This is a genomic window from Sphingomonas sp. FARSPH (assembly GCF_003355005.1).
Lineage (GTDB): Bacteria > Pseudomonadota > Alphaproteobacteria > Sphingomonadales > Sphingomonadaceae > Sphingomonas.
Genome location: NZ_CP029985.1, coordinates 3145615 through 3172067 on the forward strand (window position 1 = coordinate 3145615; position 26453 = coordinate 3172067).

At 67.4% G+C, this 26453-nt stretch carries 25 protein-coding genes and 2 tRNA genes; 14 read left to right on the top strand and 13 right to left on the bottom strand.

All coding sequences use genetic code 11. The features are described from left to right. Positions 1-39: 39 nt before the first annotated feature. The 8 genes from DM480_RS14895 to smpB form a co-directional block, all read right to left on the bottom strand. Entirely contained in the window at positions 40-954 is a 915-nt protein-coding gene (locus tag DM480_RS14895; RefSeq protein ID WP_115380272.1) for a glycosidase, read from the bottom strand. 9 nt (positions 955-963) lie between these two features. Next, a complete protein-coding gene (locus DM480_RS14900) occupies positions 964-1740 on the bottom strand; it encodes an SDR family NAD(P)-dependent oxidoreductase (protein WP_115380274.1) in 777 nt (258 codons plus the stop codon). Between the two features lie 68 nt (positions 1741-1808). After that, a complete protein-coding gene (locus DM480_RS14905) occupies positions 1809-2159 on the bottom strand; it encodes a response regulator (protein ID WP_115380276.1) in 351 nt (116 codons plus the stop codon). A 56-nt stretch (positions 2160-2215) separates the two neighbouring features. Beyond that, positions 2216-4597, bottom strand: coding sequence for a hybrid sensor histidine kinase/response regulator (locus DM480_RS14910; RefSeq protein WP_115380278.1), 2382 nt, complete (start codon positions 4595-4597; stop codon positions 2216-2218). A 113-nt stretch (positions 4598-4710) separates the two neighbouring features. Continuing rightward, positions 4711-6729 carry a M13 family metallopeptidase gene (locus DM480_RS14915; RefSeq protein WP_115380280.1) on the bottom strand — a complete coding sequence of 673 codons (2019 nt, stop codon included), beginning with the start codon at positions 6727-6729 and terminating at the stop codon, positions 4711-4713. A gap of 82 nt (positions 6730-6811) precedes the next feature. Beyond that, positions 6812-8884 carry a M13 family metallopeptidase gene (locus tag DM480_RS14920; protein WP_115381425.1) on the bottom strand — a complete coding sequence of 691 codons (2073 nt, stop codon included), beginning with the start codon at positions 8882-8884 and terminating at the stop codon, positions 6812-6814. Between the two features lie 46 nt (positions 8885-8930). After that, the gene (locus DM480_RS14925) at positions 8931-9443 is read right to left on the bottom strand and encodes a DUF2062 domain-containing protein (protein ID WP_115381427.1); all 513 of its coding nucleotides are present in this window, start codon (positions 9441-9443) and stop codon (positions 8931-8933) included. A gap of 74 nt (positions 9444-9517) precedes the next feature. Then, on the bottom strand, positions 9518-10000 hold the full coding sequence (smpB, locus tag DM480_RS14930) for an SsrA-binding protein SmpB (protein ID WP_115380282.1): 483 nt from the start codon (positions 9998-10000) through the stop codon (positions 9518-9520). Between the two features lie 143 nt (positions 10001-10143). On the opposite strand from smpB, the gene DM480_RS14935 reads away from it, so the two are divergent. Beyond that, on the top strand, positions 10144-10629 hold the full coding sequence (locus DM480_RS14935) for a hypothetical protein (protein WP_115380284.1): 486 nt from the start codon (positions 10144-10146) through the stop codon (positions 10627-10629). Here DM480_RS14935 and dapA read toward each other — a convergent pair. Continuing rightward, the gene (gene dapA, locus DM480_RS14940) at positions 10626-11510 is read right to left on the bottom strand and encodes a 4-hydroxy-tetrahydrodipicolinate synthase (protein ID WP_115380286.1); all 885 of its coding nucleotides are present in this window, start codon (positions 11508-11510) and stop codon (positions 10626-10628) included. The genes DM480_RS14935 and dapA overlap by 4 nt on opposite strands. Positions 11511-11661: 151 nt before the next feature. On the opposite strand from dapA, the gene DM480_RS14945 reads away from it, so the two are divergent. The 3 genes from DM480_RS14945 (at position 11662) to DM480_RS14955 (ending at position 14996) form a co-directional block, all read left to right on the top strand. Next, positions 11662-13662 carry a lytic transglycosylase domain-containing protein gene (locus DM480_RS14945; RefSeq protein WP_115380288.1) on the top strand — a complete coding sequence of 667 codons (2001 nt, stop codon included), beginning with the start codon at positions 11662-11664 and terminating at the stop codon, positions 13660-13662. A gap of 7 nt (positions 13663-13669) precedes the next feature. Next, positions 13670-14152, top strand: coding sequence for a transcription elongation factor GreB (gene greB / locus DM480_RS14950; RefSeq protein WP_115380290.1), 483 nt, complete (start codon positions 13670-13672; stop codon positions 14150-14152). Between the two features lie 70 nt (positions 14153-14222). Continuing rightward, positions 14223-14996: an NYN domain-containing protein gene (locus tag DM480_RS14955; protein WP_115381429.1), complete on the top strand. Its 774-nt coding sequence runs from the start codon at positions 14223-14225 to the stop codon at positions 14994-14996. Between the two features lie 87 nt (positions 14997-15083). Here the strand turns inward: DM480_RS14955 and DM480_RS14960 are convergent, their stop codons facing one another. Continuing rightward, entirely contained in the window at positions 15084-15548 is a 465-nt protein-coding gene (locus DM480_RS14960; protein WP_115380293.1) for a ribose-phosphate pyrophosphokinase, read from the bottom strand. After that, positions 15548-17227 (bottom strand): energy-dependent translational throttle protein EttA, encoded by a 1680-nt coding sequence (ettA, locus tag DM480_RS14965; protein WP_115380295.1) that lies wholly within the window; start codon positions 17225-17227, stop codon positions 15548-15550. Before ettA ends, DM480_RS14960 begins: the two co-directional genes overlap by 1 nt. Before the next feature lie 150 nt (positions 17228-17377). Between ettA and DM480_RS14970 the strand changes: the two genes are divergently transcribed. From DM480_RS14970 to DM480_RS15005, 8 genes are all read left to right on the top strand, one after another. Further along, positions 17378-18787, top strand: coding sequence for a M28 family peptidase (locus DM480_RS14970; protein ID WP_115380297.1), 1410 nt, complete (start codon positions 17378-17380; stop codon positions 18785-18787). Positions 18788-18966: 179 nt separating this feature from the next. Beyond that, positions 18967-19230: a hypothetical protein gene (locus tag DM480_RS14975; protein WP_115380299.1), complete on the top strand. Its 264-nt coding sequence runs from the start codon at positions 18967-18969 to the stop codon at positions 19228-19230. A gap of 124 nt (positions 19231-19354) precedes the next feature. After that, a tRNA-Ile gene (locus DM480_RS14980) sits at positions 19355-19430 on the top strand. A 45-nt stretch (positions 19431-19475) separates the two neighbouring features. Continuing rightward, positions 19476-19552, top strand: a tRNA-Pro gene (locus DM480_RS14985). A gap of 239 nt (positions 19553-19791) precedes the next feature. Further along, positions 19792-20709, top strand: a complete 918-nt coding sequence (locus DM480_RS14990) for a bifunctional helix-turn-helix transcriptional regulator/GNAT family N-acetyltransferase (protein WP_198665968.1) — start codon at positions 19792-19794, stop codon at positions 20707-20709. Then, on the top strand, positions 20706-21254 hold the full coding sequence (locus DM480_RS14995) for a GNAT family N-acetyltransferase (RefSeq protein WP_115380303.1): 549 nt from the start codon (positions 20706-20708) through the stop codon (positions 21252-21254). Before DM480_RS14990 ends, DM480_RS14995 begins: the two co-directional genes overlap by 4 nt. A gap of 85 nt (positions 21255-21339) precedes the next feature. Further along, positions 21340-21792, top strand: coding sequence for a carboxymuconolactone decarboxylase family protein (locus DM480_RS15000; protein WP_115380305.1), 453 nt, complete (start codon positions 21340-21342; stop codon positions 21790-21792). Continuing rightward, on the top strand, positions 21785-22666 hold the full coding sequence (locus DM480_RS15005) for a sigma-70 family RNA polymerase sigma factor (protein ID WP_115380307.1): 882 nt from the start codon (positions 21785-21787) through the stop codon (positions 22664-22666). The genes DM480_RS15000 and DM480_RS15005 overlap by 8 nt, the downstream gene beginning before the upstream one ends. Here DM480_RS15005 and DM480_RS15010 read toward each other — a convergent pair. After that, positions 22636-23799, bottom strand: coding sequence for an MFS transporter (locus DM480_RS15010; protein ID WP_115380309.1), 1164 nt, complete (start codon positions 23797-23799; stop codon positions 22636-22638). The genes DM480_RS15005 and DM480_RS15010 overlap by 31 nt on opposite strands. Positions 23800-23811: 12 nt before the next feature. Then, complete coding sequence (locus DM480_RS15015) at positions 23812-24846, bottom strand: aldo/keto reductase (RefSeq protein ID WP_115380311.1); 1035 nt, start codon at positions 24844-24846, stop codon at positions 23812-23814. Positions 24847-24937: 91 nt separating this feature from the next. Here DM480_RS15015 and DM480_RS15020 point away from each other — a divergent pair, with 91 nt between their 5' ends. Together DM480_RS15020 and DM480_RS18330 are read left to right on the top strand one after the other, a co-directional pair. Then, a complete protein-coding gene (locus tag DM480_RS15020; RefSeq protein WP_115381431.1) occupies positions 24938-25855 on the top strand; it encodes a LysR family transcriptional regulator in 918 nt (305 codons plus the stop codon). 131 nt (positions 25856-25986) lie between these two features. Further along, positions 25987-26451 carry a hypothetical protein gene (locus DM480_RS18330; protein ID WP_198665855.1) on the top strand — a complete coding sequence of 155 codons (465 nt, stop codon included), beginning with the start codon at positions 25987-25989 and terminating at the stop codon, positions 26449-26451. The last annotated feature ends 2 nt before the right edge of the window (positions 26452-26453 follow it).

Below are 26453 nucleotides of genomic sequence, written 5' to 3' on the forward strand. Positions count from 1 at the left end.
CAGCCCTATGTCGCGGAAGACACCCTGAACGCAAGCTTGTTACGCGTAGTAGCGAAGTCGCGCGCGCCGCAGCGTCCGATCTTCCAGCGAATAATAGAGCGAGATCATCCCGTTCTCGACGACGGTCGATGCCGCGAAGGCGATATCGGTCTTGCTCCGCTCGACGGGTGGGGGCGGCAGGATGACGGGTTCGAGCCCGCGTCCGGTGACCGCCGAGAAATCGGGCGAGAAGCTGATCCAGCCGATCCGCCAGCGCGCATCCAGCGTCGCACCATTGTAGAACATCACGGAGTCGGCGCCCGGCAGCTGACAGATCGGCCCCGTCGACAGGTGCCAATTATCCCATGAGTCGGCGCGGATCGGAAAGGGATCGGCCTGCGCCTCCCACCGGTCGTGAAGCTTCGAGGCGGCAGCGACGCCGACGCGCGAGGCGCCGACGCCATCCTCTTCAGCGGCGGCATATTCGTAGAACAGCCGCCAGTCTCCCGCCGGCGTCTGGACGACGGTCGCTTCCTTGATATTGCCCTCGCCCGGCGGCGCGGCGAGGACGATGCGCTGTTTCGTGAGCGCATCGAGCGACGGACCGGTGGCGACGATCATCACGCCCTGCGACCGAGTGGCATCGACGCCGGTGTAATATACGACATAGGCGCCGTCCGCATCGACGATCACGGTCGGGTCCTCGCACCCGCCGGCATCCGGGTCGGACGCGTTCTTGCCGGGCGCTATCGCGATGCGATCGTCGATCGTGAAATGGAGGCCGTCGTCGCTCCAGCCGCTCGCGATGAGGCCGGTCGGATCGTGCGGCCCCAGAGGGTCGGGCACCGCCCGCACCAGCATGCGATAGCGGCCGTGCTCTTGCCAGACATAGGGGCTCATCAGGTCCATGCCGTCGACCGGCGATCCCGGCGCGATCGTGACGGTGTCGAGCTGCTCCACGGCGTAGGTCGGCATCGTTCGTCCTCAAGCACCCTGCGCGATGACGAGCGACAGCGCGCCGTCAATCGTCACGGTCGTGCCGGTGATATAATCCGCCGCTGGCGACAGCAGGAAGGCGACGAGGGTCGCGACCTCGTCCGCCCGGCCCGCGCGGCCCCAGGGAATGTTCGCCTCCAATTTCCGGCGATAATCGGCATCGTCCATAGCGTGCGCATTCATCGGCGTCAGGATCATGCCCGGCGCGACGCCGTTCACCGCGATCCCCTGCGGCGCCAGTTCCAGCGCGAGCGTCGCGGTCAGCTGCGCGAGGCCACCCTTTGCCGCATCATAGTCGACGCCGCCGGGCCGCGGCGCGTGTTCGTGGATCGACGAGATGTTGACCACCCGTCCCTTCGTGCCCCTCTTGACCAGCGCGCGGGTGAATCGACGGCAGGTCAGGAACGGCCCGACGAGGTCGGCATGCAGCACGCGGTCGAACTGCGCCAGTTCCATATCGACGAGCTTGACGCCGCTCATGTTGAGGCCCGCGGAATTGACGAGCCAGGTGACCGTGCCGAACGCGTGTTCCGCAGCCGCAAACAGCGCCTCGACCTGCGCCTCGTCGCCGACGTCGCATTGCACCGCGTGCGCCTTGTCCGCGCCGCCGGATGCCGCGACGACCCGGGCCGCGGCATCCGCATCCTTGAAATAGGTGAAGGCGACGCGCGCGCCGGCCAAGGCCAGCGCCTGGACACAGGCGGCGCCGATGCCGGATTCGCCACCGGTGACGATGGCGACGGGAGTTTGAGGTTGCTCGGTCATGGCGCCCGAGCGCGCGAGGGCACGGACAGGTTCCGTGACACATGCGTCACGGTCTGCTCGTACATCGCTCAGAGCGCTTCGAGCGCCTTGGCCACGCCATCCATCGTGAACGGCTTTTGCAGAACGGGCCGGTCGCGGAAGTGCGGATCGACGCTGTCGTCGCCGCCGCCGGTCGCGAAGACGAAGGGAATATTGCGGGCGGCCAGCGCCTCGGCGACCGGCGTGCTCTTCTCGCCGCCGCGCAGGTTGACGTCGAGGATCGCGGCGTCAAGGCCACCGGCCTCGATCCGCTCTAGCGCCCCCGCGACGGTATCGACCGTCCCGACATGCTGCTTGTCGAGCACTTCGAGAAAATCCTCGAGCATCATGGCGATCAGCGGTTCGTCCTCGACGATGAGGACCTGGGTCGGCGAAGACATGATCCGCCCTTACCGTCGCTCGTTGCGCTTTGCCAACATCTTGTTTGCGGGGCGGTTCAGCGCACCGCCAGCACGTCGCGCGCGGCCTCCGCCAGCTGCTGGACGGAAAAGGGCTTGGGCAGGAAGGCAACGTTGTCGAGGTCGATCGATCGGCGCAGCTGCTCCTCGGCATAGCCCGACATGAAGATGATCGGCAGGTCGGGGTACCGGTCGCGCGCGTGGCGGACCATTGTGGGACCATCCATCGTCGGCATGACGACGTCGCTGATGAGAAGATCGGGCCGCCCGTTACGATCGAGCAGATCGAGCGCAGCCTCGCCGTTCTCCGCGGTCATGACGGTATAGCCTTGCCGCGTCAGCGCGCGCTCGGCGACGGCACGGACCATGTCTTCGTCCTCGACGAGCAGGATCGTGCCCGTTCCCCACATCTCCACCGGCTTGGCCGCGGGACGCTGCGGCTGCGGGCGCGGCGCGGTGCCCGCGGCATGGACCGGCAGGTAGATGGAGAAAGTCGCCCCCTGCCCCGGCTTCGAATCCGCGAAAATCCAGCCGCCGGACTGTTTGACGATGCCATAGACCGTGGACAGGCCAAGGCCCGTCCCCTTTCCCACTTCCTTGGTGGTGAAGAAGGGTTCGAAAATCTTGGGCAGCACGTCGGGCGGGATGCCCGTACCCGTGTCGCTGACGATGAGCGCGGTATAATCGGCGACGGGCAGGATGTCCGACGCCATCGCGCGAACCTCCGCGGCGCTGACCGCCTTGGTCTGGATCGTCAGCGTGCCGCCTCCGCGCGGATTGGCGGCCAGCATCGCGTCGCGCGCATTGACCGCGAGGTTGACGACGACCTGCTCCAGCTGGCCGGGATCCGCACGCACCGCGCCGAGGCCGCGGCCGTGGCTGACGTCCAGCCGAATCTGTTCGCCCATCAGCCGCTTGAGCAGATTCGATACCTCCGCGACGACATCGGGCAGCTGCAACACCTGCGGGCGCAGCGTCTGCTGGCGGCTGAACGCGAGCAGCTGGCGCGTCAGGCTGGCGGCGCGGTTGGAGTTGGTGCGGATCTGCTGGATGTCGTCGTAGTCGCTGTCGCCGGGCGAATGGCGCATCATCATCAGGTCGCAATGGCCGATGATCGCGGTCAGGATGTTGTTGAAATCGTGCGCGACGCCGCCGGCGAGCTGGCCCACCGCCTGCATCTTCGTTGCCTGCGCCACCTCGCGCTTCAGCCGGCTCTCCTCGCTATTGTCCTTGAGGCTGAGCAGCACCGCGGCATCGCCCAGGCCACGCGCACCCGCGATCGTCAGCGCGACGGGCTCGTCGGGATGGTTCTTCAGCCGTACCGCCATGTCCGACGAATGCGTCGCGCCGCCCGCGAAACGGCGGATCGCATCCGCGACCGCGGCCTTGTCCTCGCGCACGACCAGGTCGCCGGGATAGAGCGGCGGCGCTTTGGCATCGACCTGCGCCGCGCGCAAGAACGCGTCGTTCATCTGCAGGAAGCGACCTTCGCGATCGACCAGCGCCATGCCGAACGGCATCAGGCTGACGAGGCTGCGCACGTGCGCCGATGCGCTCGCGCCGATCGCGGGCGCGGTATCCTCGTCGTCCAGCATCGCGACCAGAACGGGCGCCTCCAGTCCGTCGAGGAAGGGTATCTGCAACACGCGCAGCGGCGTGCCGTCGAGCCCCTCGCGTTCGAACCGGACCAGGCCGCGGCTGTCCGTGATCAGCAGCCGGCCGAAATCGCGCCCCTCCAGCCGGCCGGATTCGCCGAGCGCGCGGACCGCCAGCACGCGGTTGGCGGCACGGATACGACCGTCGGGGCCTAGCAGCGCTGCCATCACCCCCGCCGCGCCCAGCCGGTCTCCGGTCGCACCGGCGAGCAATTGTTCGGCGGAGGCGGCGAGGTCGCGCTGCGCGACGATGGCGAACCGCCAGACGAGCATGTCGCCATCCTCGCCCGCGCGCGCGATCTCCGCGTCGAGGCAGCGCCCCTCGCCCCGAAGGCCGGATGCGACGCCGCGTCCTTCACGCCACGCGGTGCGCCCCGCATCGCCCAGACGCGCGATGCCGTCGTCGTCCAGCGGCAGGCCAGGCGGCGTGGGGAAACCCGCGAACAGCCGGTCATAGGCGTCGTTGGCGCACACCAGCCGCCCGGCGCGGTCGGTGATCGCGACCGCATCACCGCTCGCCTGAGCGACCGCGCGTGTGAAATCCCAGTCGATGCTGCGCGGCTGGCTTTCCGGCACGGGCATGAGCAGGCGAACCGCGATGGCGACGCCGCCGACGACCAGCGCCGCTGCGAGGAAACCCGCGGCCAGGATCGCGTTGCCGACCAGAAGAAAGACGATCGCCGCCGCCGACGCCGACGCGCCGACGCCGATGGCCAGCGCGAGACGGGTCGGCGACATGTCGGCGGGAAACGGAAGCGAGGCCATCGACGCGTTCTTCGGGTGGAGGACGCCGATCCGTCAAGCGGTTGCGGCGAGGTGACGCGCGAGAAGGATGGATGCCGCCCCCTCCCGAGCACGGAAGGGGGCGGCGATCGGCGTCACCAGATGCGGACGCGCTTTTCGGGCGGAAGGACGAGCTTGCCCGTCGGCGCCGGATTGTACGCGCCGTACCAGGGGTCGAGATTGCGCACGACCCAGGTGCGCTGCTGCGAGGGCGAGTGCGGATCGGTCATCAACCGCTGCTTCAGGTTCGCCTCGCGGTAGTTGCGCCGCCACACCTGCGCCCAGCCGAGGTAGAAGCGCTGGTCGCCCGTGAAACCGTCGATCGTCGGCGCCGCCTTGCCGCCGAGCGACGCCTTGTAGGCGTCATAGGCGACGGACAGGCCGGCAAGGTCGGCGGTGTTCTCGCCCAGCGTCAGCGCACCCTTAACGTGCATGCCCGGCAGCGGCTCGTACGCGTCATACTGGTCGACGAGCTGCTGCGTCAGCGCCTTGAAGCGGGTGACGTCCTCCGGCATCCACCAATCGGTCAGCTGGCCGTGCGCATCGTATTTCGAGCCCTGATCGTCGAAATGATGGCTGAGCTCGTGGCCGATGACCGCGCCGATGCCGCCATAGTTGATCGCCGGATCCGCCTTCGGATCGAAGAAGGGCGGTTGCAGGATGGCTGCGGGGAAGACGATCTCCACCATCCCGAAATTGGCATAGGCGTTGACCGTCATCGGGGTCATGCCCCATTCCCAGCGCTGCAGCGGCTTGCCGAGGTGCTGGACGTTATAGTCGTGGCCCCATTGCCGCGCGCGCAGGGCGTTGCCGAACGCGTCGCCCGGAACGATCTTCAGCGCGCGGTAATCGCGCCAGCGATCGGGATAGCCGATCTTGGGCGTGAAGGCAGCGAGCTTGGCGTGCGCCTTGACCTTGGTTTCAGGCGCCATCCACTGGAGCGCGTCGATACGCTTGCCCATCGCGGCGATGACGTTGCGGACGAGCTGGTCCGCCGCCGCCTTCGTCTCCGGCGGGAAATATTGCGCGACGTAGAGCCTGCTGACGTCATCCGACAGCGCGCTGCTGGTGAAGCCGACGGCGCGCTTCCAACGGTCCTCCTGCTGCGGCGTGCCCGACAGCGTGGTGCCGTAGAAGGCGAACTGTTCCTGGTCGAACGCGCGCGGCAGCACGCCGGCATAGCCGTCGAGCGTGCGGAGCAGCAACTGGTCCTGCAGCACCGACATCGGCGCCGCGCCGACGAGCCGGGCGATGCCCTGAATCGCGCTGGGCTGAGACACGATGAGCGTGTCGACCGGCGTGCCGATACCCTTCAGATAGGTGACGAAGTCGAAGCCCAGTGCGCTCTGCGTCAGTTGCGCGACCGTCATCTTGTTGTACGTCTTGTTGGCGTCGCGGCTGTCGATCCGCGTCCAGCTGACCTGCGCGATCTGCGTCTCGAAATCGACCAGCGCCTTCGCGCGTGCGGCGGCGTTGGCCTCGCCCGCCAGCGTGAACATCTTGGCGATATGCGCTTCGTACGCCGCCTTTTCCTTGGCGTTCTTGGCGTCGAGATAATAATCGCGATCGGGCAGGCCGAGGCCCGACTGGCGCATCTCGACGACATAGGTTTCGGGCGCCTTGTCGTCCTGGCCGACGCCGGCGCCGAACGGCACGCCGACGCCGTTTCGATCGGCTTCTGCGATCAGCGACGCATAATTGGCCTTGGTCGCGGCCTTAATCTTGGTAAGCCACGGCTGGACGGGCGCCAGCCCCTTCTTGTCGATCGTCGCCGTGTCGAGATAGGTCGCGTAGGCGGTGCCGATCTTCGACCCCTTCTGCTTCGCCGCGGCTTCCAGGATCGTGCGGGTACGGTCGCGCGACAGGTCGGCGAGCGTATCGAACGCGCCGAAGCTTGCCTTATCGGCGGGAATTGCCGTCGTCTTGGCCCAATTGCCGTTCGCAAAAGCATAGAAATCGTCGCCCGGCGCGACCGACTTGTCCATGCCCTGTTCGTCGAAGCCGAACCGGCCGATCTGCGGCGCGGCGTTGCTGGTCGTGGCGGTCTGTTGCGCATGGACGACGCCCGCGATGGCGGTAGCGCCCAGCAGGCCTGCTAGGATGATCGTCTTCATTCGTTCCCCTCGGTCTTTTTCTGTTCTGACGGTTGTTCCGACAGGGGCGGGCCGGCGATCACCGGTCCCGCCCGGATCGTGTTTACCAGATGTGGATGCGATCGTTCGGTGCGAGGTAATAGGTCTGGCCCGGCTTGACGTCGAACGCAGGATACCAGGCGTCGAGGTTGCGCACGACATAGGCGCGATACTGGCCGGGCGTGTGCGGATCGGTCGTCAGCTGGTTCTTGATCGCCGCCTCGCGCATCTTGGTCTGCCACACCTGCCCGAAGCCCATGAAGAAGCGCTGATTGCCGGTATAGCCGCCGATTACCGGCGCCGGCTTGCCCTTCAGCGAGATCATATAGGCGTCGTGCGCGACGTTGATGCCGGCGAGGTCGGCCATGTTCTCGCCCAGCGTCAACTCGCCCTTGACGTGCGTACCGGGGATCGGTTCGTAGGCGCTATATTGCGCCACCACCTTGTCGGTCATCGCGTTGAAGCGCTTGACGTCCTCGTCCGTCCACCAGTCGGCGAAATTGCCCTTGGCGTCGAACTTGCGCCCCTGGTCATCGAAATGGTGGCTGATCTCGTGGCCGATGACGGCGCCGATGCCGCCATAATTCACCGCGGGATCGGCGTTGGGATCGAAGAACGGCGGCTGCAGGATCGCGGCCGGGAACACCACTTCGTTCATCAGCGGATTGGCATAGGCGTTGACCGTCTGCGGGGTCATGAACCATTCGCTGCGGTCGACCGGCTTGCCGATCTTGTTGCGCTGGCGGTTGTATTCGAACTCTGCGACGCGATCCGCATTGCCCAGCACGTCACCCTTCACCACCGTCAGCGACGAATAGTCGCGCCACTTGTCGGGATAGCCGATCTTGGGCGTGAAGGCGGCGAGCTTGGCGCGCGCCTTCGCCTTCGTCTCGGGCGCCATCCAGGTCAGGTTCTGGAGGCGGATGTCCATCGCCGCGATCAGGTTGCGGACGAGCTCGTCCATCTTCGCCTTCGATTCGGGCGGGAAATAGCGCTGGACATAGACCTGCCCGACGGCCTCGCCGAGGCTGCCGTTGACGAGGCCGACGCCGCGCTTCCACCGTTCCTTGAGCTGCGGCGTGCCGTTCAGCGCAGTGCCGTAAAAGGCGAACTGCGTGTTGACGAACGGCGTCGACAGCAACGGCGCGGCGTTCGAGATCGTGTGGAACGCCAGATATTCTTTCCACACCGGAAGCGGCGTCGCGGCGATGATCTTCGCGGTGCCGGTCAGCGCGGAAGGCTGGCCGACGATGACGCGCGTCTGGTTGCCCAGCCCCTGCGCGGCGAGCATGCCCTGCCAGTCGAAACCGGGCATCGCGGTCGCGAGTTGCGCGACGGGCATCGGGTTGTACCCCTTCTCGACCTGACGCAGCTCGGTGCGATCCCAGTGGACCTCAGCGATCTGCTTTTCGAGATCGTAGATGCGCTGCGCCGCACCCTGGGGGTCGGGCTGCCCGGCAAGACGCATCATGTCGCCGATGTAGGTGACGTACTTGGTCCGCGCCTCGGCGAACTTGGGATCGTCCTTGAGGTAATAATCCTTGTCCGGCAGGCCGAGGCCGCCCTGGCCGAGATAGACGGCGTAGACGGTATTGTCCTTCAGATCCTGCTGGATGCCCGCGCCCACCGGCACGTCGAGGCCGTGGATCGTCGCGTCGGCAAATGCCTTGGCGAGGTCGCCCTGCGTGCGGATCGCGGCGATCTTTGCAAGGTACGGCTTGAGCGGTGCGGCGCCCGCCTTCTCGATCGCCGCCTGATCCATGAACGAGGCGTAAGTGACGCCGATCTTGTCGTTGACGCTCATCGCGCCGGCATGCGCGGGCGCCGCCGCCGCATCCTCGATCACCTGGCGCGTGCGCTTTTCCGACAGGTCGGCGAGGATCGCGAACCCGCCCCAGCTCGCCCGGTCGGCCGGGATTTCGGTGCGCTTCATCCACGCGCCGTTGACGTAATTGTAGAAGTCGTTGCCCGGCAGGACGCTCTTGTCCATCGCGGAAAGGTCGACGCCGAAATCACCGAGCTTGGGCTTGCCCGGCGCAGGCGCGGCCGTGTCGGCGGGGGCAGTGGCCGTCTGGGCGTAGACCGCACCGGTCGCGACAGAGGCGAGCATCAGGGCGGCGAGAACCGTTTTGCGCATCATAGGTCCTTGGAAAGAAACATTCGATGGCGCGTGTTGTAACTGGTTAAGACGCCTCGTCAATCGGCCGATTGGCGTGGCGATGCCGCCATTTCCGCGCGATCCACACCCGCCATCCAAGCGCCGACCCGGCATAGCCAAGCGCGGCGCAGGCGGCGGTCAGCACGACGAGACCGAGCGCGAACGCCGGACCCTGCGCCCACAGCCAGTGCGCCGCGCTGGTCAACCGGTGCAGCCAGCCCGTCGCCACCTCCGCCGCGGGCTGGACGATCGTCGTCGCCTCGCTGCGCAACAGCCACGCGCCGATCTTGTACGCGACGAACCACAGAAAGGGCGTCGTGAACGGGTTGGTGATGAACGTGGTGAGCGCCGCGACCGGCACGTTGGCGCGAAAGGGCAGCGCGAACACCGCGGCGATCGCGATCTGCGCGACGGGGAACAGGAAGCCCGCGACCACCCCCAATGCGACGCCGCGCGGCACCGAACGGCGCGTGAAGCGCCACAGGCCCGGCTCCATCACGCGATGTGCGACGGGGCGTAGCAGCCGGTTCGATTCCATCGATTCGCGCGTCGGCAGATTGCGCCGCCCCCAAGCGACGAGCCGCTGCCAAGACGACGGCACGCCCCGCGCCGTCAGCCGCGGTCGCGCAGGATACGCGCGGCATCGCGCTTCCAGTCGCGCTCCTTGATCGCTTCGCGCTTGTCGTGCGTCTTGCGCCCCTTGGCGAGCGCCAGTTCCACCTTCGCCCGCCCACGGCTGTTGAAATAGACGGACAGCGGCACCAGCGTCATGCCCTCGCGCGCCACCGCACCGTGCAGCTTGTTGATCTCGCGCTCGTGCAGCAACAGCTTGCGCGGCCGCTTCGCCTCATGGTTGAAGCGGTTGCCGTGGCTGAATTCCGGCACGTTGGCGTTGACTAGCCACACCTGCCCGTCGCGCACCTCCGCATAGCTTTCCGCGATCGAACCCTCGCCGAAGCGCAGCGACTTCACCTCGGTCCCGGTCAGCGCGATCCCCGCCTCGTAGACGGTGTCGATGCTATACTCGAAACGCGCCTTGCGGTTCTCGGCGACGATCTTCTTCTTGTCGAAGGTGGCGGGTTTGGGACGCGGCATGGATCGCGCGATGTAGGCATGGTCGGCGCAAAGGGGAAGCGGGCGTCTGCACTCCGATCAATCATTCCCAACGGCCGAGGCACGGGCCGAAGAGCAGCGACGTGCCCCGTTGACCGGTAACCTTAGTGTGATAGTATTACATCATGATCGACCTTCGGGCCGCGATGGGTTCTCTTGGCATTCACGGCTTCGGCGCCATCGCGCTTGCGAGCGTTTTCGCGCCCTTCTACTTGACGATGATCGATCCCTATTTTTCGGTGCCGATGATCGATCCCGTCCAACCCACGGCGCCCGTCCTTCAGCTTTTCGACGTCGAAAATCCCCGGTACGTAGCCGTAAGCGATATCGCGCTCGTCCTGCCACCATCCTCGCGGTGTCCCCCGACTGAAAGCCTGGATGTCCGGGCACGCCTCATCGGCCGGCCGGTGATGCCGATCGCTCGGGAGGTCCACGTGCGCGCCTGCGTGCTGATCGATGAAGTCGGCCGGATTGTGGAAGTACGACGGGCTGCAGACACCGATCCGGCGTTACCATCAGCGTTTGTCGCGGGCTTGCGACGAACACATTTGTCACCCGCACGCCGCAACGGTTTGCCGGTCGCCTCCTGGGCCTTAGCTGTCGCTTCCTAAATCAGCCCCGCATGCGCCAGTGCGGCGTCGACCGCGGCGCGCGACGCTTCCGACGGCCAGGTCATCGGCAGGCGCAGGCCCGCCGGGAAGCCGGGCCGCACGCGCGTCATCGCGTATTTGACGGGACCGGGCGAGGCGTCGGTGAACAACGCATCGTGGAGCGGGTACAGGCGATCCTGATACGCCAGCGCCTTGACATAATCGCCCGCCTGGCACGCCGCCTGGAATTCGGCGCACACGCGCGGGGCGACGTTGGCGGAGACGCTGATACAACCCCTGCCCCCCATCGCGTTGAACGCGAGCGCCATGTCGTCGTTGCCCGACAGCTGGACGAAGTCCGCGCCGCAGCCGGCCCGGTGCGCCGAGACGCGTGCAATGGCGCCGCTCGCATCCTTCACCGCGACGAACACCTTGGGAAACGCGGTGACGATGCGCGCCATCGTCGCCGGCTGGATGTCGGTGACGGTGCGGCCGGGGACGTTGTAAAGGACGATCGGCAATTCCGCCGTCTCTGCCAGCTTTGCGAAATGCTGGTAGATGCCCTCCTGGCTCGGCCGATTGTAATAGGGCGGGACCATCAGCGCGGCATCCGCCCCCGCCCGTTTGGCGCGGGCGATGTTGGCCGCGGCGACGACGGTGTCGTTCGACCCCGCACCCGCGATCACCGGCACGCGGCCCGCCGCCTGCGCGACGCAGACGCCGACGATGTGGAAATGTTCGTCCGCGGTCAGCGTCGCGGCCTCGCCCGTCGTGCCGCAGGGGACGAGCGCCGACGAGCCTTCCGCGATCTGCCAGTCGATCAGCGCGCGATAGGCGGCCTCGTCGAAATGGCCATCATCGGTGAGGGGCGTGACGAGCGCGGGAATGGAGCCGGAAAACATGGCGGCTGCCGTGCGACGCGGTCCGGCGCGAGTCAAGCGGCGCGCCCGGGCCCGCGATGGCCGCGACGAAGCGTTGGAACGGGCGACGAAAGGTGACGCGCGCTGTCATTTGTTCAGGACAGGTTCCGCAGGATTCTCTATCCTTGCGACCATGCATCCGACCAGCGCGCCGATCGGCCTTCTCCTCGCCACTTTCGCCGGTGTCGTCGCCATCCCGCAACAGGACGGGACCGACCAGCTCGATCGGTATCGCACGCAGATGGCGAACATGTCGCCGCTGGCGCCGCAGACGCCCAGCGACGGCGCGATGGCGGCGACGATCGCGCAGTGGCGCGCGCTGCGCCAGACGGATGCGCTGCCGTTCGACAGCTATGCCGGCTTCCTGATGGCGCATCCGGGCTGGCCGGGCGAAAGCGCCAGCCGCCGCGCCGCCGAGCGGCAGGCGGCGAACGCCGCGCCGGCTAACGTGATCGCCTTCTTCAACCGTTTCCCGCCGCAGACCGCGACGGGCTTCGTCGCGCAGGCGCGCGCGTTGCAGGCGGTCGGCCGGATGACGGAGGCGCAGGCCGCGGCGCGCGCGGCATGGCGGCGGGGTATCCTGCCGCCGACCGACGAAAGCTATGTCCAGACGAGCTTTGCCGGCGCGCTGTCGCCCGACGACCACGACGCCCGGATGGACGCCCTGCTGTGGCAGAATGCGACCGCCCTCGCGCAGCGCCAGCTTGCCTGGACCAGTGCGGCGCGGCGGCCGGTCTTCGCCGCGCGCCTGTCGTTCCGCACCAACGCACCCGACGCCACCAGCCTCGCCACCGCCGGCGATGCCACCTACGCCGCCGATCCCGGCTACATCGCCGACCGCACGGCTTGGATGCGCGCCGCGGGTGCGGGGGCGAGCGTGCGAAGCGGTCTTGCGAACCGTCGCCCGCTCGCCGCGCTGCCGGGGAACGTCGAGAAATGGTATGAGACGCTGCTGACCGTCGCGCGCGAGGCGGAACATGACGGCCAGTATCAGGTCGCCTACGACATCGCGCGGCAGGTCGACGACGCCTATCCCGCCGGCACCGACGTGTCGAAAAAGCCCTATGGCGAGCGGGACGACTATACGAGTCTCGTCTGGCTGGCCGGGCAGACCGCGCTGCGCAGGCTCGGCCGGCCGGCAGACGCGATGGTCATGTTCGACCGCTATGGCCGCGGCAGCATGTCGCCGCAGACGCGGGCAAAGGGCTTTTATTGGGCGGGGCGCGCCGCGGAGACGGCCGGACGCAGCGCCGACGCGGCGGGCTATTACGCGCAGGCCGCCGGATATCGCGACCAGTTCTACGGCCAACTCGCGCTCGAACGGATCGGTCGCCCCCTCGTCGCGCCGCCGGTGATCGGCACGCCGCTGATCGCCGCCGCGACGCGCCAGGCCTTCGCCAACCGCGAGACCGTGCGCGCGGCGCGCTTCCTCGGCCAGATCGGCGACTGGCAGGATCAGACCGCCTTCATCCGCCAGATCGCGGCGGATGCGGACAGCGAGACGGATCACCTGCTCGCCGCCGAACTGTCGCGTCAGATCAATCGGCCCGACCTCGGCGTACTGGTCGGGCGCAGCGCGATGCAGAACGGGCTGAGCGATTATTCGGCGGCGGGCTTTCCGACCGTGTCCGTACCGGCGGGTTATGAGGACAGCTGGACGCTGATCCACGCGATCGCGCGGCAGGAAAGCCAGTTCGATCGCACCGCGGTCAGCCACGCCGGTGCCCGCGGGCTGATGCAGCTGATGCCGGCGACGGCGCGCGAACAATCGGGCAAGATGGGCCTCACCTATGCGGCCTCCGCGCTGACCGAGGATCCGGCTTTGTCGATCAAGCTGGGATCGAGCTATTTCCAGCGTATCTACACCAATTACGGTAGCTATCCGCTCGCCATTGCCGCCTACAATGCGGGCGGGGGCAATGTGAACAAGTGGCTGCGCGCGAACGGCGATCCGCGCACCGGCGCCGTCGACATGGTCGACTGGATCGAGGCTATCCCCTTTTCCGAAACGCGCAACTATGTACAGCGCGTGCTCGAGAATGCGGTCGTCTACGATCTCATCAATCCGGCGCGGGCGAAGAGCCATGGCCCTGCGAACCTCAGCTGGTATCTCGGCAAGAACCGGCCGGGCTGAGCCGATCATGGACCGTCCCAATTACATGACGCCCGCAGGCTTCGCCGCGCTGCGCCGCGAATATGAGGCGCTGTTCACGACGGAGCGACCGCAGCTGGTCGAGACGATATCCTGGGCCGCCGGCAACGGCGACCGGTCGGAGAACGGCGACTATATCTACGGCCGCAAGCGGCTGCGCGAGATCGACCGGCGGCTCGGCTGGCTGTCGAAGCGGATGAAGGCTGCGAAGGTGGTCGATCCGGCACAGCAACAGGATCGCAGCCGCGTCTGGTTCGGCGCGACGGTGACGATCGTCGACGAGGACGATCAGGTGCGCGTTCTGACCCTGGTCGGCGACGACGAGGCGGATGCGGGTGCGGGTCGCATCGGCTGGAACGCCCCGATCGCCCGCGCGCTGCGCGGCGCCGCAACGGGGGACCTGCGCCGCGTCATGCTGCCCGCCGGGGAGCGCGAATATGAGGTGACGACGATCAGCTATCCACAAGCCTGATGAACAGCGACCGGCTGAGGCCGCGTCTTTTTCGTTGACCGGCGCGCGCGGTGCCGCGACCACCGCGGCCATGGCCGACGCTACCACCCGCAACATCGCCCTGCTGATCGACGCCGACAATGCCAGCTGGCATGCGATCGACCCCGTGCTGACCGTCCTTGCCGAACTGGGCACGGTCAACGTCCGGCGCGTCTACGGCAACTGGACGAAACCCGGCCTCAAGGGCTGGCGCGACATGACGGTGCGCCATGGCATCGAACCGCAGCAGCAGTTCGACCTGACCAAGGGCAAGAACGCCACCGACATGAAGATGACGATCGACGCGATGGACCTGCTGTTCCGCGGCCGGATCGAGGGGTTCGGCATCATGTCGTCGGACAGCGACTTCATGCCGCTCGCGATGCGCATCCGCCAGGACGGCATTCCCGTCTACGGCTTCGGCAGCGCCAAGACTCCCGAGGCGTTCAAGCAGGCGTGCACGCGCTTCATCGACGTCGATGCGCTGATGACCCCGGTCCAGCCTGCCAAGCCCGCCAATGTCGAGGTGCCGATCGGCGAATCGCTGCCCGCTGCGATCGGCAACGGCAACGGCGGGGCGCCCGCGAAAGCGAAGCCGATCGACCCTGACCTGGTGGCACTGCTGATCGACGCCTACGGCTCGGTGAAGCGCGACGAGAAGGGCTATGTCAGCGTGTCCGCGATGGGGCAGCTGGCGGGGAACCGGTCGAGCTTCGACGTGCGCAATTACGGCTATCGGCGTCTGTCCGATCTGATCCAAGCGGTGCCGAACTTCCAGACCGAGCGGCGCGAGGACGGGCGGATGTTCGTGAAACGGGTGCGGTGACGGCTTGCCCGCAAATCCTCCGTTCGTCCTGAGCTTGTCGAAGGACGTGTCGAGGGCAGTATCCATGGGGCACGTGCTTCGACAAGCTCAGCACGAACGGATATGGGACGTTGCTGTCGCTGGCGGTCTACTACCCCGCCAATATCGGAACACCGCCCGCTGCCGTTCCGCGATATGCGCTGCCGCCTCCGGCCCCTCCCACGGTCCCGTGTAGCCACGCTCGGCCGAGCCGACCCACCAGCCCTGCCCCGGCAGGCCGTCGCTTTCCCGCACCACCAGCACCGCCAGTCCCGGCTCACCATCCGCCGCACCGGCAGTATCGATCGCGTCGAGCGTCTTGCACAGCGCACGCATCTTCGGTCGGGTGAAGCGGTGGCCGAGCGCCCGCAATATCTCGCTATAGCTCAGCGCCCGCTCGTCGCGCGCGGCGGCGATCAACAGCGACCGGACCAAGGCGACATCGGCGATCGTCCCCGGCCCGTCCGCCGGCTCGAACCCGTTCGCGGCGAGCCAACCGCCGAGGTCGTCCCCCCGCGGCCGGCTCGCGGTCATCAGCGTGTCAGCTTCTTGTAGGCGAGGCGCGTCGGACGGTCGGCGGCATCGCCCATCCGCCGGCGCTTGTCCTCCTCATATGCCTCGTAATTGCCCTCGAACCATTCGACATGGCTGTCGCCCTCGAACGCGAGGATGTGCGTGCACAGGCGGTCGAGGAAGAAGCGATCGTGGCTGATGACCACGGCGCAGCCCGCAAACGTCTCCAGTGCCTCCTCGAGCGCGCGCAGCGTCTCGACGTCTAGGTCGTTGGTCGGCTCGTCGAGCAGCAGGACGTTGCCGCCCTCCTTCAGCATCTTGGCCATGTGGACGCGGTTGCGTTCACCGCCCGACAGCTGGCCGACCTTCTTCTGCTGGTCCTGCCCCTTGAAGTTGAACGCGCCGACATAGGCGCGCGTGCCCAGTTCCTGCTTGCCGAAGCGGAAGACGTCGAGCCCGTCGGAAATCTCTTCCCAGACGTTCTTGTTGGGGTCTAGATCGTCGCGGCTCTGGTCGACATAGCCGAGGCGCACGGTCGAGCCGACCTCGATCGTCCCCGTATCGGGCTGGTCCTGGCCGGTGATGAGGCGGAACAGCGTCGACTTGCCGGCGCCGTTGGGGCCGATGACGCCGACGATGCCGCCCGGCGGCAGGTTGAAGTCGAGGTTTTCGAACAATAGTTTGTCGCCATAGGCCTTGGTCAGGCCCTTCGCCTCGATCACCTTGCCGCCGAGCCGCTCGGGGATCTGGATCAGGATCTGCGCCTTGCCGACCGCGCGATTCTCCTGCGCCGCCATCAGTTCGTCGAACGCGCGGATACGCGCCTTGGACTTGGTCTGGCGCGCCTTGGGGGTCTGGCGCATCCAGGCGAGTTCGTCGGCGATCGCCTTCTGGCGGCCCTGCTCCTCGCGCTCCTCCTGCTCGAGGCGTTTCGCCTTCTTTTCCAGGTAGCCCGAATAGTTCGACTCGTACGTGTAATAACGGCCGCGATCGAGCTCGAGCACCCAGTTGACGACATTGTCGAGGAAGTAGCGGTCGTGGGTGACGAGGATGACGTTGCCGGTATATTCCTTGAGGAAATTCTCCAGCCACGCGACGCTTTCGGCGTCGAGGTGGTTGGTCGGCTCGTCGAGCAGCAGGATATCGGGCTTTTCCAGCAGCAGGCGGCACAAAGCGACGCGGCGCTTCTCACCGCCCGACAGGTTGGTGACCGGCGAATCGGACGGCGGACAGCGCAGCGCCTCCATCGCCTGTTCCAGCTGCGAATCGAGGCTCCAACCGTCGGCGGCGTCGATCTCCGCCTGAAGATCGCCCATCTCCGTCATCAGCGCGTCGAAATCGGTATCGTCCTGGGGATCGCCCATCTCGGCGGAAATGGCGTTGAAGCGGTTGATCTTGTCGACGATCGGGCCCGCGCCCAGGCGGACGTTCTCGATCACCGTCTTGGTCGGGTCGAGCTGCGGCTCCTGCGGCAGGTAGCCGACGCGCACACCCTCTGCGGCCCAGGCCTCGCCCTGATAATCCTGGTCGATGCCGCCCATGATCTTCATCAGCGTCGACTTGCCCGAGCCGTTGGGGCCGATGATCGCGATCTTCGCGGACGGCAGGAACTGCAGGTGGATGTTGTTGAGCACGGGCTTGTTGGCGCCCGGGAAGGTCTTGGTCAGACCCTTCATGACGTAGGTATACTGGACGGCCATGTGCCGACGGCTCCTGATCGAAAGACGGGGAAAGGCTGGGATTTGCCGCAGCATGTAGCGACGCCGTGCCCCGTGCGCAAATGCCCGGCTTGTGCTGCGCGGCCTGGGCCGTCAAACCGCAGCAACGCTCTGGAACGCAAAGGGGAAACCATGAACCGTACCGCTATCGCCCTGCTCGCGCTCGCCGCTTCAGCGACCCTGCCGACCGGGCTCGCCGCGCAGCGCACCGCGCCGCCGCTGCCCGCGAAGGTCGATCCCAAGGTCGCGGCGTTGCGCGATGCCGCGCTGAAGGACGACGTGGCGTGGGACATCGTCGAGGGGCTGACGACCGAAGTCGGCCAGCGGCTCGCCGCTACCGACGCCGAGGCGCGCGCTCGGACGTGGGCGGTCGCGAAGCTGAAGGCGCTCGGCTTCCGCAACGTGCACATCGAAGAGTATCAGATGCCTGTGTGGCTGCGCGGCGAGGAACGTGCGGAGGTCGTCGCACCCTTCCCGCAGTCGCTGAAGCTGGTCGCACTCGGCAATTCGGGCGCGACGCCCGCGGGCGGCATCACCGCGCCCGTCGTCGTGTTCAAGACCTACGGCGATCTCGCCAATGCGCCCGACGGCAGCCTTGCCGGCAAGATCGCCTATATCGGCAATGCGATGCAGCCGGCACAGGACGGGTCGAGCTACGGCACCTATGGCGTCGCACGTTTCATCGGGCCGGCGCTGGCGGCGCGCAAGGGGGCGGTCGCGACGGTGATCCGCTCGATCGGCACCGATCACCACCGCAATCCCCACACCGGCGGCACCAACTGGCCGCAGGGTGTGACGCCGATTCCCGCCGCCGCGCTGTCCGTCCCCGACGCAGAATTGCTCGAGCGGATGGCCGAACGCGGCAAACCGATCACGATGAAACTGGTGCTGACGCCGCGCTTCGCGGGCACGGGTACGTCGGGCAACGTCATCGCCGAGGTGCCGGGCACCGACACGAAGGCGGGCGTGGTGCTGGTCGGCGGGCATCTCGACAGCTGGGACCTCGGCACGGGCGCGATCGACGACGCGAGCGGCGTCGCGATCACCACAGCGGCGGCGAAACGCCTGCTCGACGGGCCGCGCCCGCGCCGGACGATCCGCGTCGTCTGGTTCGGTGCGGAGGAACCCGGCGGCTTCGGCGGCAAGGAATACGCCCGTGTTCATGGTGGCGAACGTCACGCGACCGCAGGCGAGAGCGATTTCGGCGCGGACCGGGTGTGGCGGTTCGAGGTCAATCTGCCCGATGGCGCGAAACCGATCGCCGACCGGCTGCAGTCCGCGCTGGCGCCGCTCGGCATCGGGCGCGGCGCGGGAGTCGGCGGCGACGGCACCGACGTCGGCCCGACGCTGGCGCTGGGCGTCGCAGCGATCGACCTCAACCAGGATGGCACGCGCTATTTCGATACGCACCATACGCCGGATGACGTGCTCGACCGAATCGACCCGGAGCAATTGCGCCAGAACGTCGCCGCTTGGACGACGATGCTGGCCATCGTCGCCAACGCGCCGGAGGATATCGGCCCCGTGACGCCCCGGCGATAACGGCCCTGAAAGCGCACGATTTGACGATGCATTGGCGTAACGATTTGCCTCAAATCGGCCGCATTGCTTGCTGCCGAATGAATTTCGGCATTGACCGGGGGGAGTCGTGCGGTATTTGGGCTGTCTCGCGTCGGCAATCGGGCCGGCCGCGAACCTTTGCTTTGCTTGGGAGCAATCGAATGAAGAAGATCGCTTTCGTTCTCGCTGCCGCCGGCCTGATGTCCGTCGCTGCGTGCTCGAAGTCGCCTGAAGCTGCCGCCGTTGAGAACAACGCGGACGCGCTGGCCGACAACATGGAACTGCAGGCGGACAACATGGACGCCCTGGCTGACAACACCTCAAACACCGCGGCTGCCGCGACGCTCGAGAATGCGGCTGACAACATGAACGCCGCTGCCGACAACGTCCGCGACGCCGCCGACGCCAAGGCCGACAACATGTAATCGCGCTGCGTCGGGTTCGCCCGGCGCGCCGGTGCATCATGTTGCACGTTCAAAAAGGGCGTTTCCTGTCGCAGGAAGCGCCCTTTTTCTTTACCCCGCGCTGCGCTAGGCGGGACAGACGGTGGGGCCTGTAGCTCAATGGTTAGAGCTGGCCGCTCATAACGGCTAGGTTGCGGGTTCGAGTCCTGCCGGGCCCACCAAATGCTTGCGTTACCGGGCCAGTCGCCCTAGGCGCAACGCTTCGTCGGGGAGTGGCGCAGTCCGGTAGCGCGCCTGCTTTGGGAGCAGGATGTCGCAGGTTCGAATCCTGTCTCCCCGACCATCCGCTTGCAAGTCTTTGATTTCGCGTCTTAACGACGGCGATCAGGGACGGTTGTACCTCCGACTGCACCCCTCGCTGTACCCTTGGGATAGCGGAATGGGCTTTTCGAACGTGGTTTGCGCGGCAGTCGCATTGGTGGCGGAAGAAAATGACGGTGGCCCTTCGCGCGCGACTGGTGGCAGAGCCGCGGCTCCTCTAATACTTGACGCAGTCAACCAATACGATCCAACATGGCGGATATGGAAGATGCAGACGTCGCCGCCATCCGCCGATTCAACCGCTTCTACACCCGGACGATCGGTGCGCTCGACGCACGGTTCCTCGGCACCGAGGCGACCCTGCCCGAAGCGCGCCTGCTGTTCGAGATCGCCACGCGCGAGCCGGTGACGGCGAGCGTGTTGCAGGACACGCTCGGCATGGACGCGGGGTATCTCAGCCGCCTTGTCGCGCGGTTCGAGAAACGCGGCTGGATCGTGCGTGCGCGGCGCGAGGACGACGCCCGCGCGCGCGACCTGCGGCTGACTGCGGCGGGGCGCGAGGCCTTTGCGGTCGTCGACAAGCGGCAGAGCCGCGCGGTCGGCGACTTGCTTGGCACCGTGGAAGGTCAGGCGCGGCGCGATCTGATCGAGGCGTTGACGCGCGCGCGGCTGCTGCTCGAGCCATCATCGGGCGGGCCGTTCGTCATCCGGCCGTTCCGCACCGGCGAACCCGCACTGATCGCCGCACGCCAATCGATGCTCTATGCCGACAGCCATGGCTGGGGCCGCGAACTGGAGGTCATCGAAAGCGAGGTGACGGCGGCCTTTCTGCGGGACTTCGCCCCGGAGCGCGAGCAATGCTGGGTCGCCGAGATCGACGGGGTGATGGCGGGCGCGGTGCTGGTGACCGACGAGGGTGGCGGCCTTGCCCGACTGCGCCTGCTCCATGTCGAACCCTTCGCGCGCCGCCGCGGCATTGGCGATGCACTGGTCGCGCGCTGCGTCAGCTTCGCGCGGGAAACCGGCTATCGCACGCTAACGCTGTGGACGCACACGGTGCTGGAGTCGGCGCGCCGCATCTACGCGGCGCACGGTTTCGTTTGCGTCGAGACGGCGGTGCATGACCGCTTCGGCGTTCCGCTTCAGGGCGAGACGTGGCGGCTGGAGCTGGCGGCATGAGCGACGGCCTGACCATCCGCATCGCTGCGGAAGCCGACCTCGGGGCGCTCCGCGATCTGATGACGCTGTCGATCGACCGCGGCCAGGCGGCGGTGCTGACCCCGGCGCAGATCATCGCCAGCCGCACAGTGATGGGGCTCGACACGCAACTGGTGCGCGACGGCACCTATTTCGTCGTCGAGGACCAGGGCGTGCCGGTCGGGTGCGGCGGATGGAGCCGGCGAGCGACGCTCTATGGCGGCGACCATAGCACCGCCTTGCGCGACCCGGCGCTGCTCGATCCGGCAACGGACGCCGCGCGCATCCGCGCCATGTACACGCACCCGGATCACGTCCGGCGCGGGATCGGCCGCATGATCCTCGACGCTTGCGAACAGGCCGCGCAGGGCGAAGGCTTCGCCGCCGTCGAACTGATGGGCACGGCCGGCGGCGTGCCGCTCTATGCCGCCTGCGGCTACGAGCCGATCGAACGCGCCGATACGCACGTCGGTGGCGTCGTCGTGCCGTTGACCCGGATGCGGAAGCGGCTGCGTGCCATGGCATAGCGGGTCGGCGGCGAAGATTCTTGATCGGCATGTCACACCTGCCATCGCTGTCTCGTCATCGTGTCGGACCCCAAGGAGACCGACCATGACACCCCGTATCCCGAACCCGCACGCTCTGGCCCCGGAAGCGATCAGGGCCATGATGGCGCTGGAGCAGAGCTTCGCGACGAGCGGCCTCGACCACAATCTGCTCGAACTGGTGAAATTCCGCGTGTCTCAGATCATCGGCTGCGCGTTCTGCCTGCATATGCATGCGACCGATCTGCGCCGTCATGGCGAAAGCGAGATGCGGCTGTACATGCTGGGCGCATGGCGGGAATCGACGCTCTATTCGGATCGCGAGCGGGCTGCGCTCGGCTGGGCGGAGGCCCTGACGCTGCTGCCCGGGACGGGGGCGCCTGACGTGGACTATGATGCGCTGAAGACGGCGTTTTCCGATACGGAGCAGGTCTGGCTGACCATGGCGATCGGCGCGATCAACACCTGGAACCGCCTTCAGGTGGGGTTCCGCGTCGCGCATCCGGTCGACGATGCCTGAGCCTGCGCTGTTCGAGGCGGAGCGGCCGCGGCTCGTCCGGCTGGCCTATCGCATGACCGGCTCGCTCGCCGAGGCGGAGGATCTGGTCCAGGACGCCTGGCTGCGCTGGTCGCGGGCAGAGGGCGTCGACGCGCCCGCCGCCTGGCTGACCCGGGTGGTCACGCGGCTGTGCCTCGATCATCTGAAGTCGGCGCGGGTGCGGCGCGAGACCTATGTCGGCGCGTGGCTGCCCGAGCCATTGCTCGGCACGACCGAGCCGGACGACCTCGCCGACGACCTGACCGTTACGCTGATGTTGGCGATGGAGCGGCTGTCGCCACTGGAGCGGGCGGCGTTCCTGCTCCATGACGTGTTCGACGTCGACCTGACCGAAGTCGCGAAGACGTTCCACCGCGCGCCCGCGACCGTGCGGCAACTCGCCTCCCGCGCCCGGCGGCATGTCGCCGAGGCACGGCCGCGCTACCCGGTCGACGCGCAGGAGGCGGCGCGGATCACCAGAGCCTTCTTCGCGGCCGCGCGGGATGGCGATGCCCGCGCGCTGTCGGATCTGCTGGCGGAGGATGTCGCGATCCATTCCGACGGCGGCGGGCGCGTCCTCGCATTCCACAACATCATCCGGGGTCTGGCGAAGGCGCAGCGGCTGTTCGCCGGGTTGCGGCGCAAATATCCCGAAGAGCCTGCCGAACTGATCCGCTTCGCTACGATCGACGGGCTGCCCGGCTATGTCAGCCGTGCGGCCGGCGGCGTGCTCCAGACCACCGCGCTCGACATTCGAGACGGCCGGATCGCGGCGATCTACATCGTCCGCAATCCGGACAAGCTGACGGGAGTCGTGACCGCTCTTCAGGCCGGGCAGGCCGCAGCGCCGGGCTGACGCCGGAAAACCACCAGCATCCCCAGCGCTGCCAGAGCCATCGCTCCACCGGCCAGCGATACGGCAGGCAGCCCCAGTCCGGCCCCGATCACGCCGCCGCCCAGTGCCGCGCCGATCGCATTGCCGAGGTTGAACGCGCCGATGTTCATCGCGGAGGCGAGGTTCGGCGCGTCGGAGGCCGCATCCATCACCCGCATCTGCAAGGGCGGCACGATCGCGAAGCTGGCGATGCCCCAGATCAGGATCGCGACGGCAGCGGTCACCGGCCATTGCATCAGCACGGTGAAGGCGAGCAGCGTCAGCGCCATGATCACCAGCATGGTTTTCAGCGCCCGATCGACCGAGCGGTCGGCGAGCTTGCCGCCAAGCGCGTTGCCGATCGTCGCGCCGACGCCGAACAGCATCAGCATCGCCGTGACATAGCCGGTCGAGCCATGCGTCACGTCGCGCAGGATCGGGACGATATAGGTGAAGACGATGAAGACGCCGCCGAACCCGATCGTGGTCAGGGCAAGCGCCATCACCACCGGCCCGCGCGTCAGCACCTGCAGTTCGGCGCGCATGTCGCCGCCCTCCGCAGCCGGCAGCGGCGGGAGCGCGAAGAGGAGCGACAGCATCGCGATCGCGCCGACGCCCGCGATCCCGGCGAAGGCGGTGCGCCAGCCGATCGCCTCGCTGACCCAGGTCGCCGCCGGCACGCCGCCGATCGTGGCGACCGTCAGGCCGGTGAACATCGCCGCCACCGCGCCCGCGCGCTTGTCCGGCGGCACGAGGCTCGCGGCGACCACCGATCCGACGCCGAAGAAGGCGCCATGGTTGAACGCGGTGACGACCCGCGCCGCCATCAGCAACCAATAGCCGCCCGCCACGGCCGACAGCACATTGCCGAGCGTGAAGATGCCCATCAACGCGATCAACAACGTCCGCCGGTCGATCCGCCCGGTGGTGAGCGTCATCAACGGTGCGCCGATCAGCACGCCCATCGCATAGGCGCTGACCAGCAGCCCGGCGGCGGGAATCGACACGTGCAGGTCGGCGGCGATCACCGGCAGCATGCCCATCGGCGCGAACTCGGTCACGCCGATGCCGAAGGCGCCGACCGCCAGCGCGATCAGCCCGGGATTGAACTTCATGATCGTGGCTCCTCAGACCAGCGGCGGCGCGAGGCGGGCGAAGCCCTCCTGCTGCCGATAGGGAGTGTGCGGATAGGGTGGCAGAACGTCGCTCGCCGCGTCGAGCAACGCCACCTGTTCGGGCGTCAGCGTCCAGCCGACCGCGCCGAGATTGTCGCGCAGCTGCGCTTCGTCGCGCGCGCCGATGATGGCCGACGAGACGGTCGGGCGCCGCAGCAGCCAGTTGATCGCGACCTGCGGCACGGTCCTGCCCGTCTCGGCCGCCACCGCCTCCAGCGCGTCGACGACGCGGTAGAGATGCTCGTCCGCGACCGGTGGCGCGAACTGCGCGGTCTCGTGCAGGCGACTGCCTGCCGGGATCGGCCGTCCGCGTCCGATCTTGCCCGTCAAGCGGCCCCAGCCGAGCGGACTCCACACGAGCGCGCCGACGCCCTGATCCGCCGCCAGTGGCATCAGGTCCCATTCGTAGGCGCGCCCGATCAGCGAATAATAGACCTGATGCGCGACGAGGCGCGGCCAGCCATGGCGATCGGCCAGGGCTTGCGCCTTCATGATCTGCCAGCCCGGATAATTGGAGACGCCCGCGTAGCGAATCTTGCCGTCCGCGATCAACCGATCGAGCGTGCCCATCACCTCCTCGGTCGGGGTGGAGGCATCGAAGGCGTGGAGCTGGAGCAGGTCGATCCGGTCGGTGCCGAGCCGCCGCAGCGCCGCCTCGACCGCGCCGATCAGCCGCGCGCGCGACGCGCCCCAGTCCTGCGGCCCCTCGCCCATCGGCAGGCCGGCCTTGGTCGAGATCAGGACGGCATCGCGCCGCCCCTTGATCGCCTCGCCCAGCACCTGTTCCGACGCGCCATCCGAATAGACGTCGGCGGTGTCGAATAGCGTGACGCCTGCGTCGAGGCAGATGTCGACCAGCCGCCGTGCCTCGGCGGCGTCGCTTGTGCCCCAGGCGCTGAATAGCGGGCCCTTGCCGCCGAACGTCCCTGCGCCGAACGAGAGGGCCGGGGTGCGCAGGCCTGACGATCCCAATTGCCGGTATTCCATGACATGTCCTTTGCGAATGTCATTGTCGGGCGCATAAATGGACAGCGAAGGAGCACGGCGGAACCGCCGGCCGGTGCAAAGGATCTATGCCTTGGATGCAAAGGTAATCGGCAGCGACGATCGCGCCCGGTCGCTCACCCTGTTCACGAGCGTCGTGGAGGAAGGCAGTTTTTCCGCCGCCGGTCGCACGCTCGGGCTGACGCCCTCGGCGGTGGCGCGGGCGATCGACCGGATCGAGGCGCGGCTCGGCGTCCGCCTATTGCTGCGCTCCACCCGCGCGCTGACGCTGACCGCCGAGGGACAGGCCTATCTGCTCGCCGCCCGCCGCATCCTCGCCGATCTCGACGATGCCGAACAGCAGATCGCCGATCAGGGCGCGCCGCGCGGACGGTTACGGATCAGTGCGGCGCTGGCGCATGGACGGTTGTGCGTCGTGCCGCTGCTCGGCGACTTCACGCGCGCCTATCCGCACATCCTGATCGATGTGGCGCTGACCGACACGCTGGTCGACATCGCCGGCGGGCAGGCCGATGTCGCGATCCGCTTCGGCCCGCTTGCCGACAGCGGACTCACCGCCCGCAAATTGTCCGAAGCGCGGCGGGTGATCGTGGCGTCGCCCGCCTATCTGGCGCGGGCGGGCACGCCCAAGTTCCCGGAGGATCTGCACGCTCATAACTGCCTGAACTTCAATTTCCGCCGCGCCGAGCCGATCTGGCCGTTCCGCCGCGACGGCCGGGATTTCGCGTTGTCTGTGGACGGCGGCATCGTCGCCAACAATGGCGAGACGCTGGGCCAGCTCGCCGCTGCCGGGGTTGGCATCACCCGCGTCGGCCGCTTCAGCGTCGCGGCCGAGATCGCGGACGGGCGGCTCGTCCCACTGCTGGAAGACTATAATCCAGGCGATGTCGAGCTGATCCACGCGGTCTTCGTCGGCGGCGCCACCACGCCGGCGCGGGTGCGGGTGTTCGTCGACTTCCTCGTCGAGCGGCTCGCCCGCCAGACGGGTTAGCTGGGTCAACCAGCCTGTCCCTCGCCCAGAACGAGAGCCGAGGGGCGTCGTTGCTGGACGGCCCCTCGGCCTCGCCGTCGTCATGTGACGGATAGCGGGCTGACGATGAGGTTCAGCAGGACCTGTTGGATTTGAACGCGATCGACCATCACATATTCGACGTCGGAGGCGATCTCGATGGAGAGAGTCGCGCCAGCGTAACGTATCGGCAATTGCACCAGGTGCGCGGCTTCGGAAATCACTTGGCGCATATCGATCCATTGCGCCTCGTACTCGGCGGAGCCAACGAACTATCGAAGAGATTTAAGGATGGAGCTGGCGCGAAAAATCTGTCCGATCGATTCGGGGACGAGCGCATCGACCTTGCCGGCAGGCTGTCCGCTTCCCTGATGAACGACCGGCGGATGTTCGAAAAGAGGTCGGCAGCCCCGAATGGCCGGTTATGCGTCGTCCGCACCGCCTCAAGCTACCCGATGCGTGGCGTTCGAGCACTTGTCTACCTGTACCCCCCCATTCACCCCTTGCTTATAGAGGGGTTGTACAACGACGTAAAATCAACGGCTTGGTACGCGACAAAAAGTGGTCAGGAATCCTGACT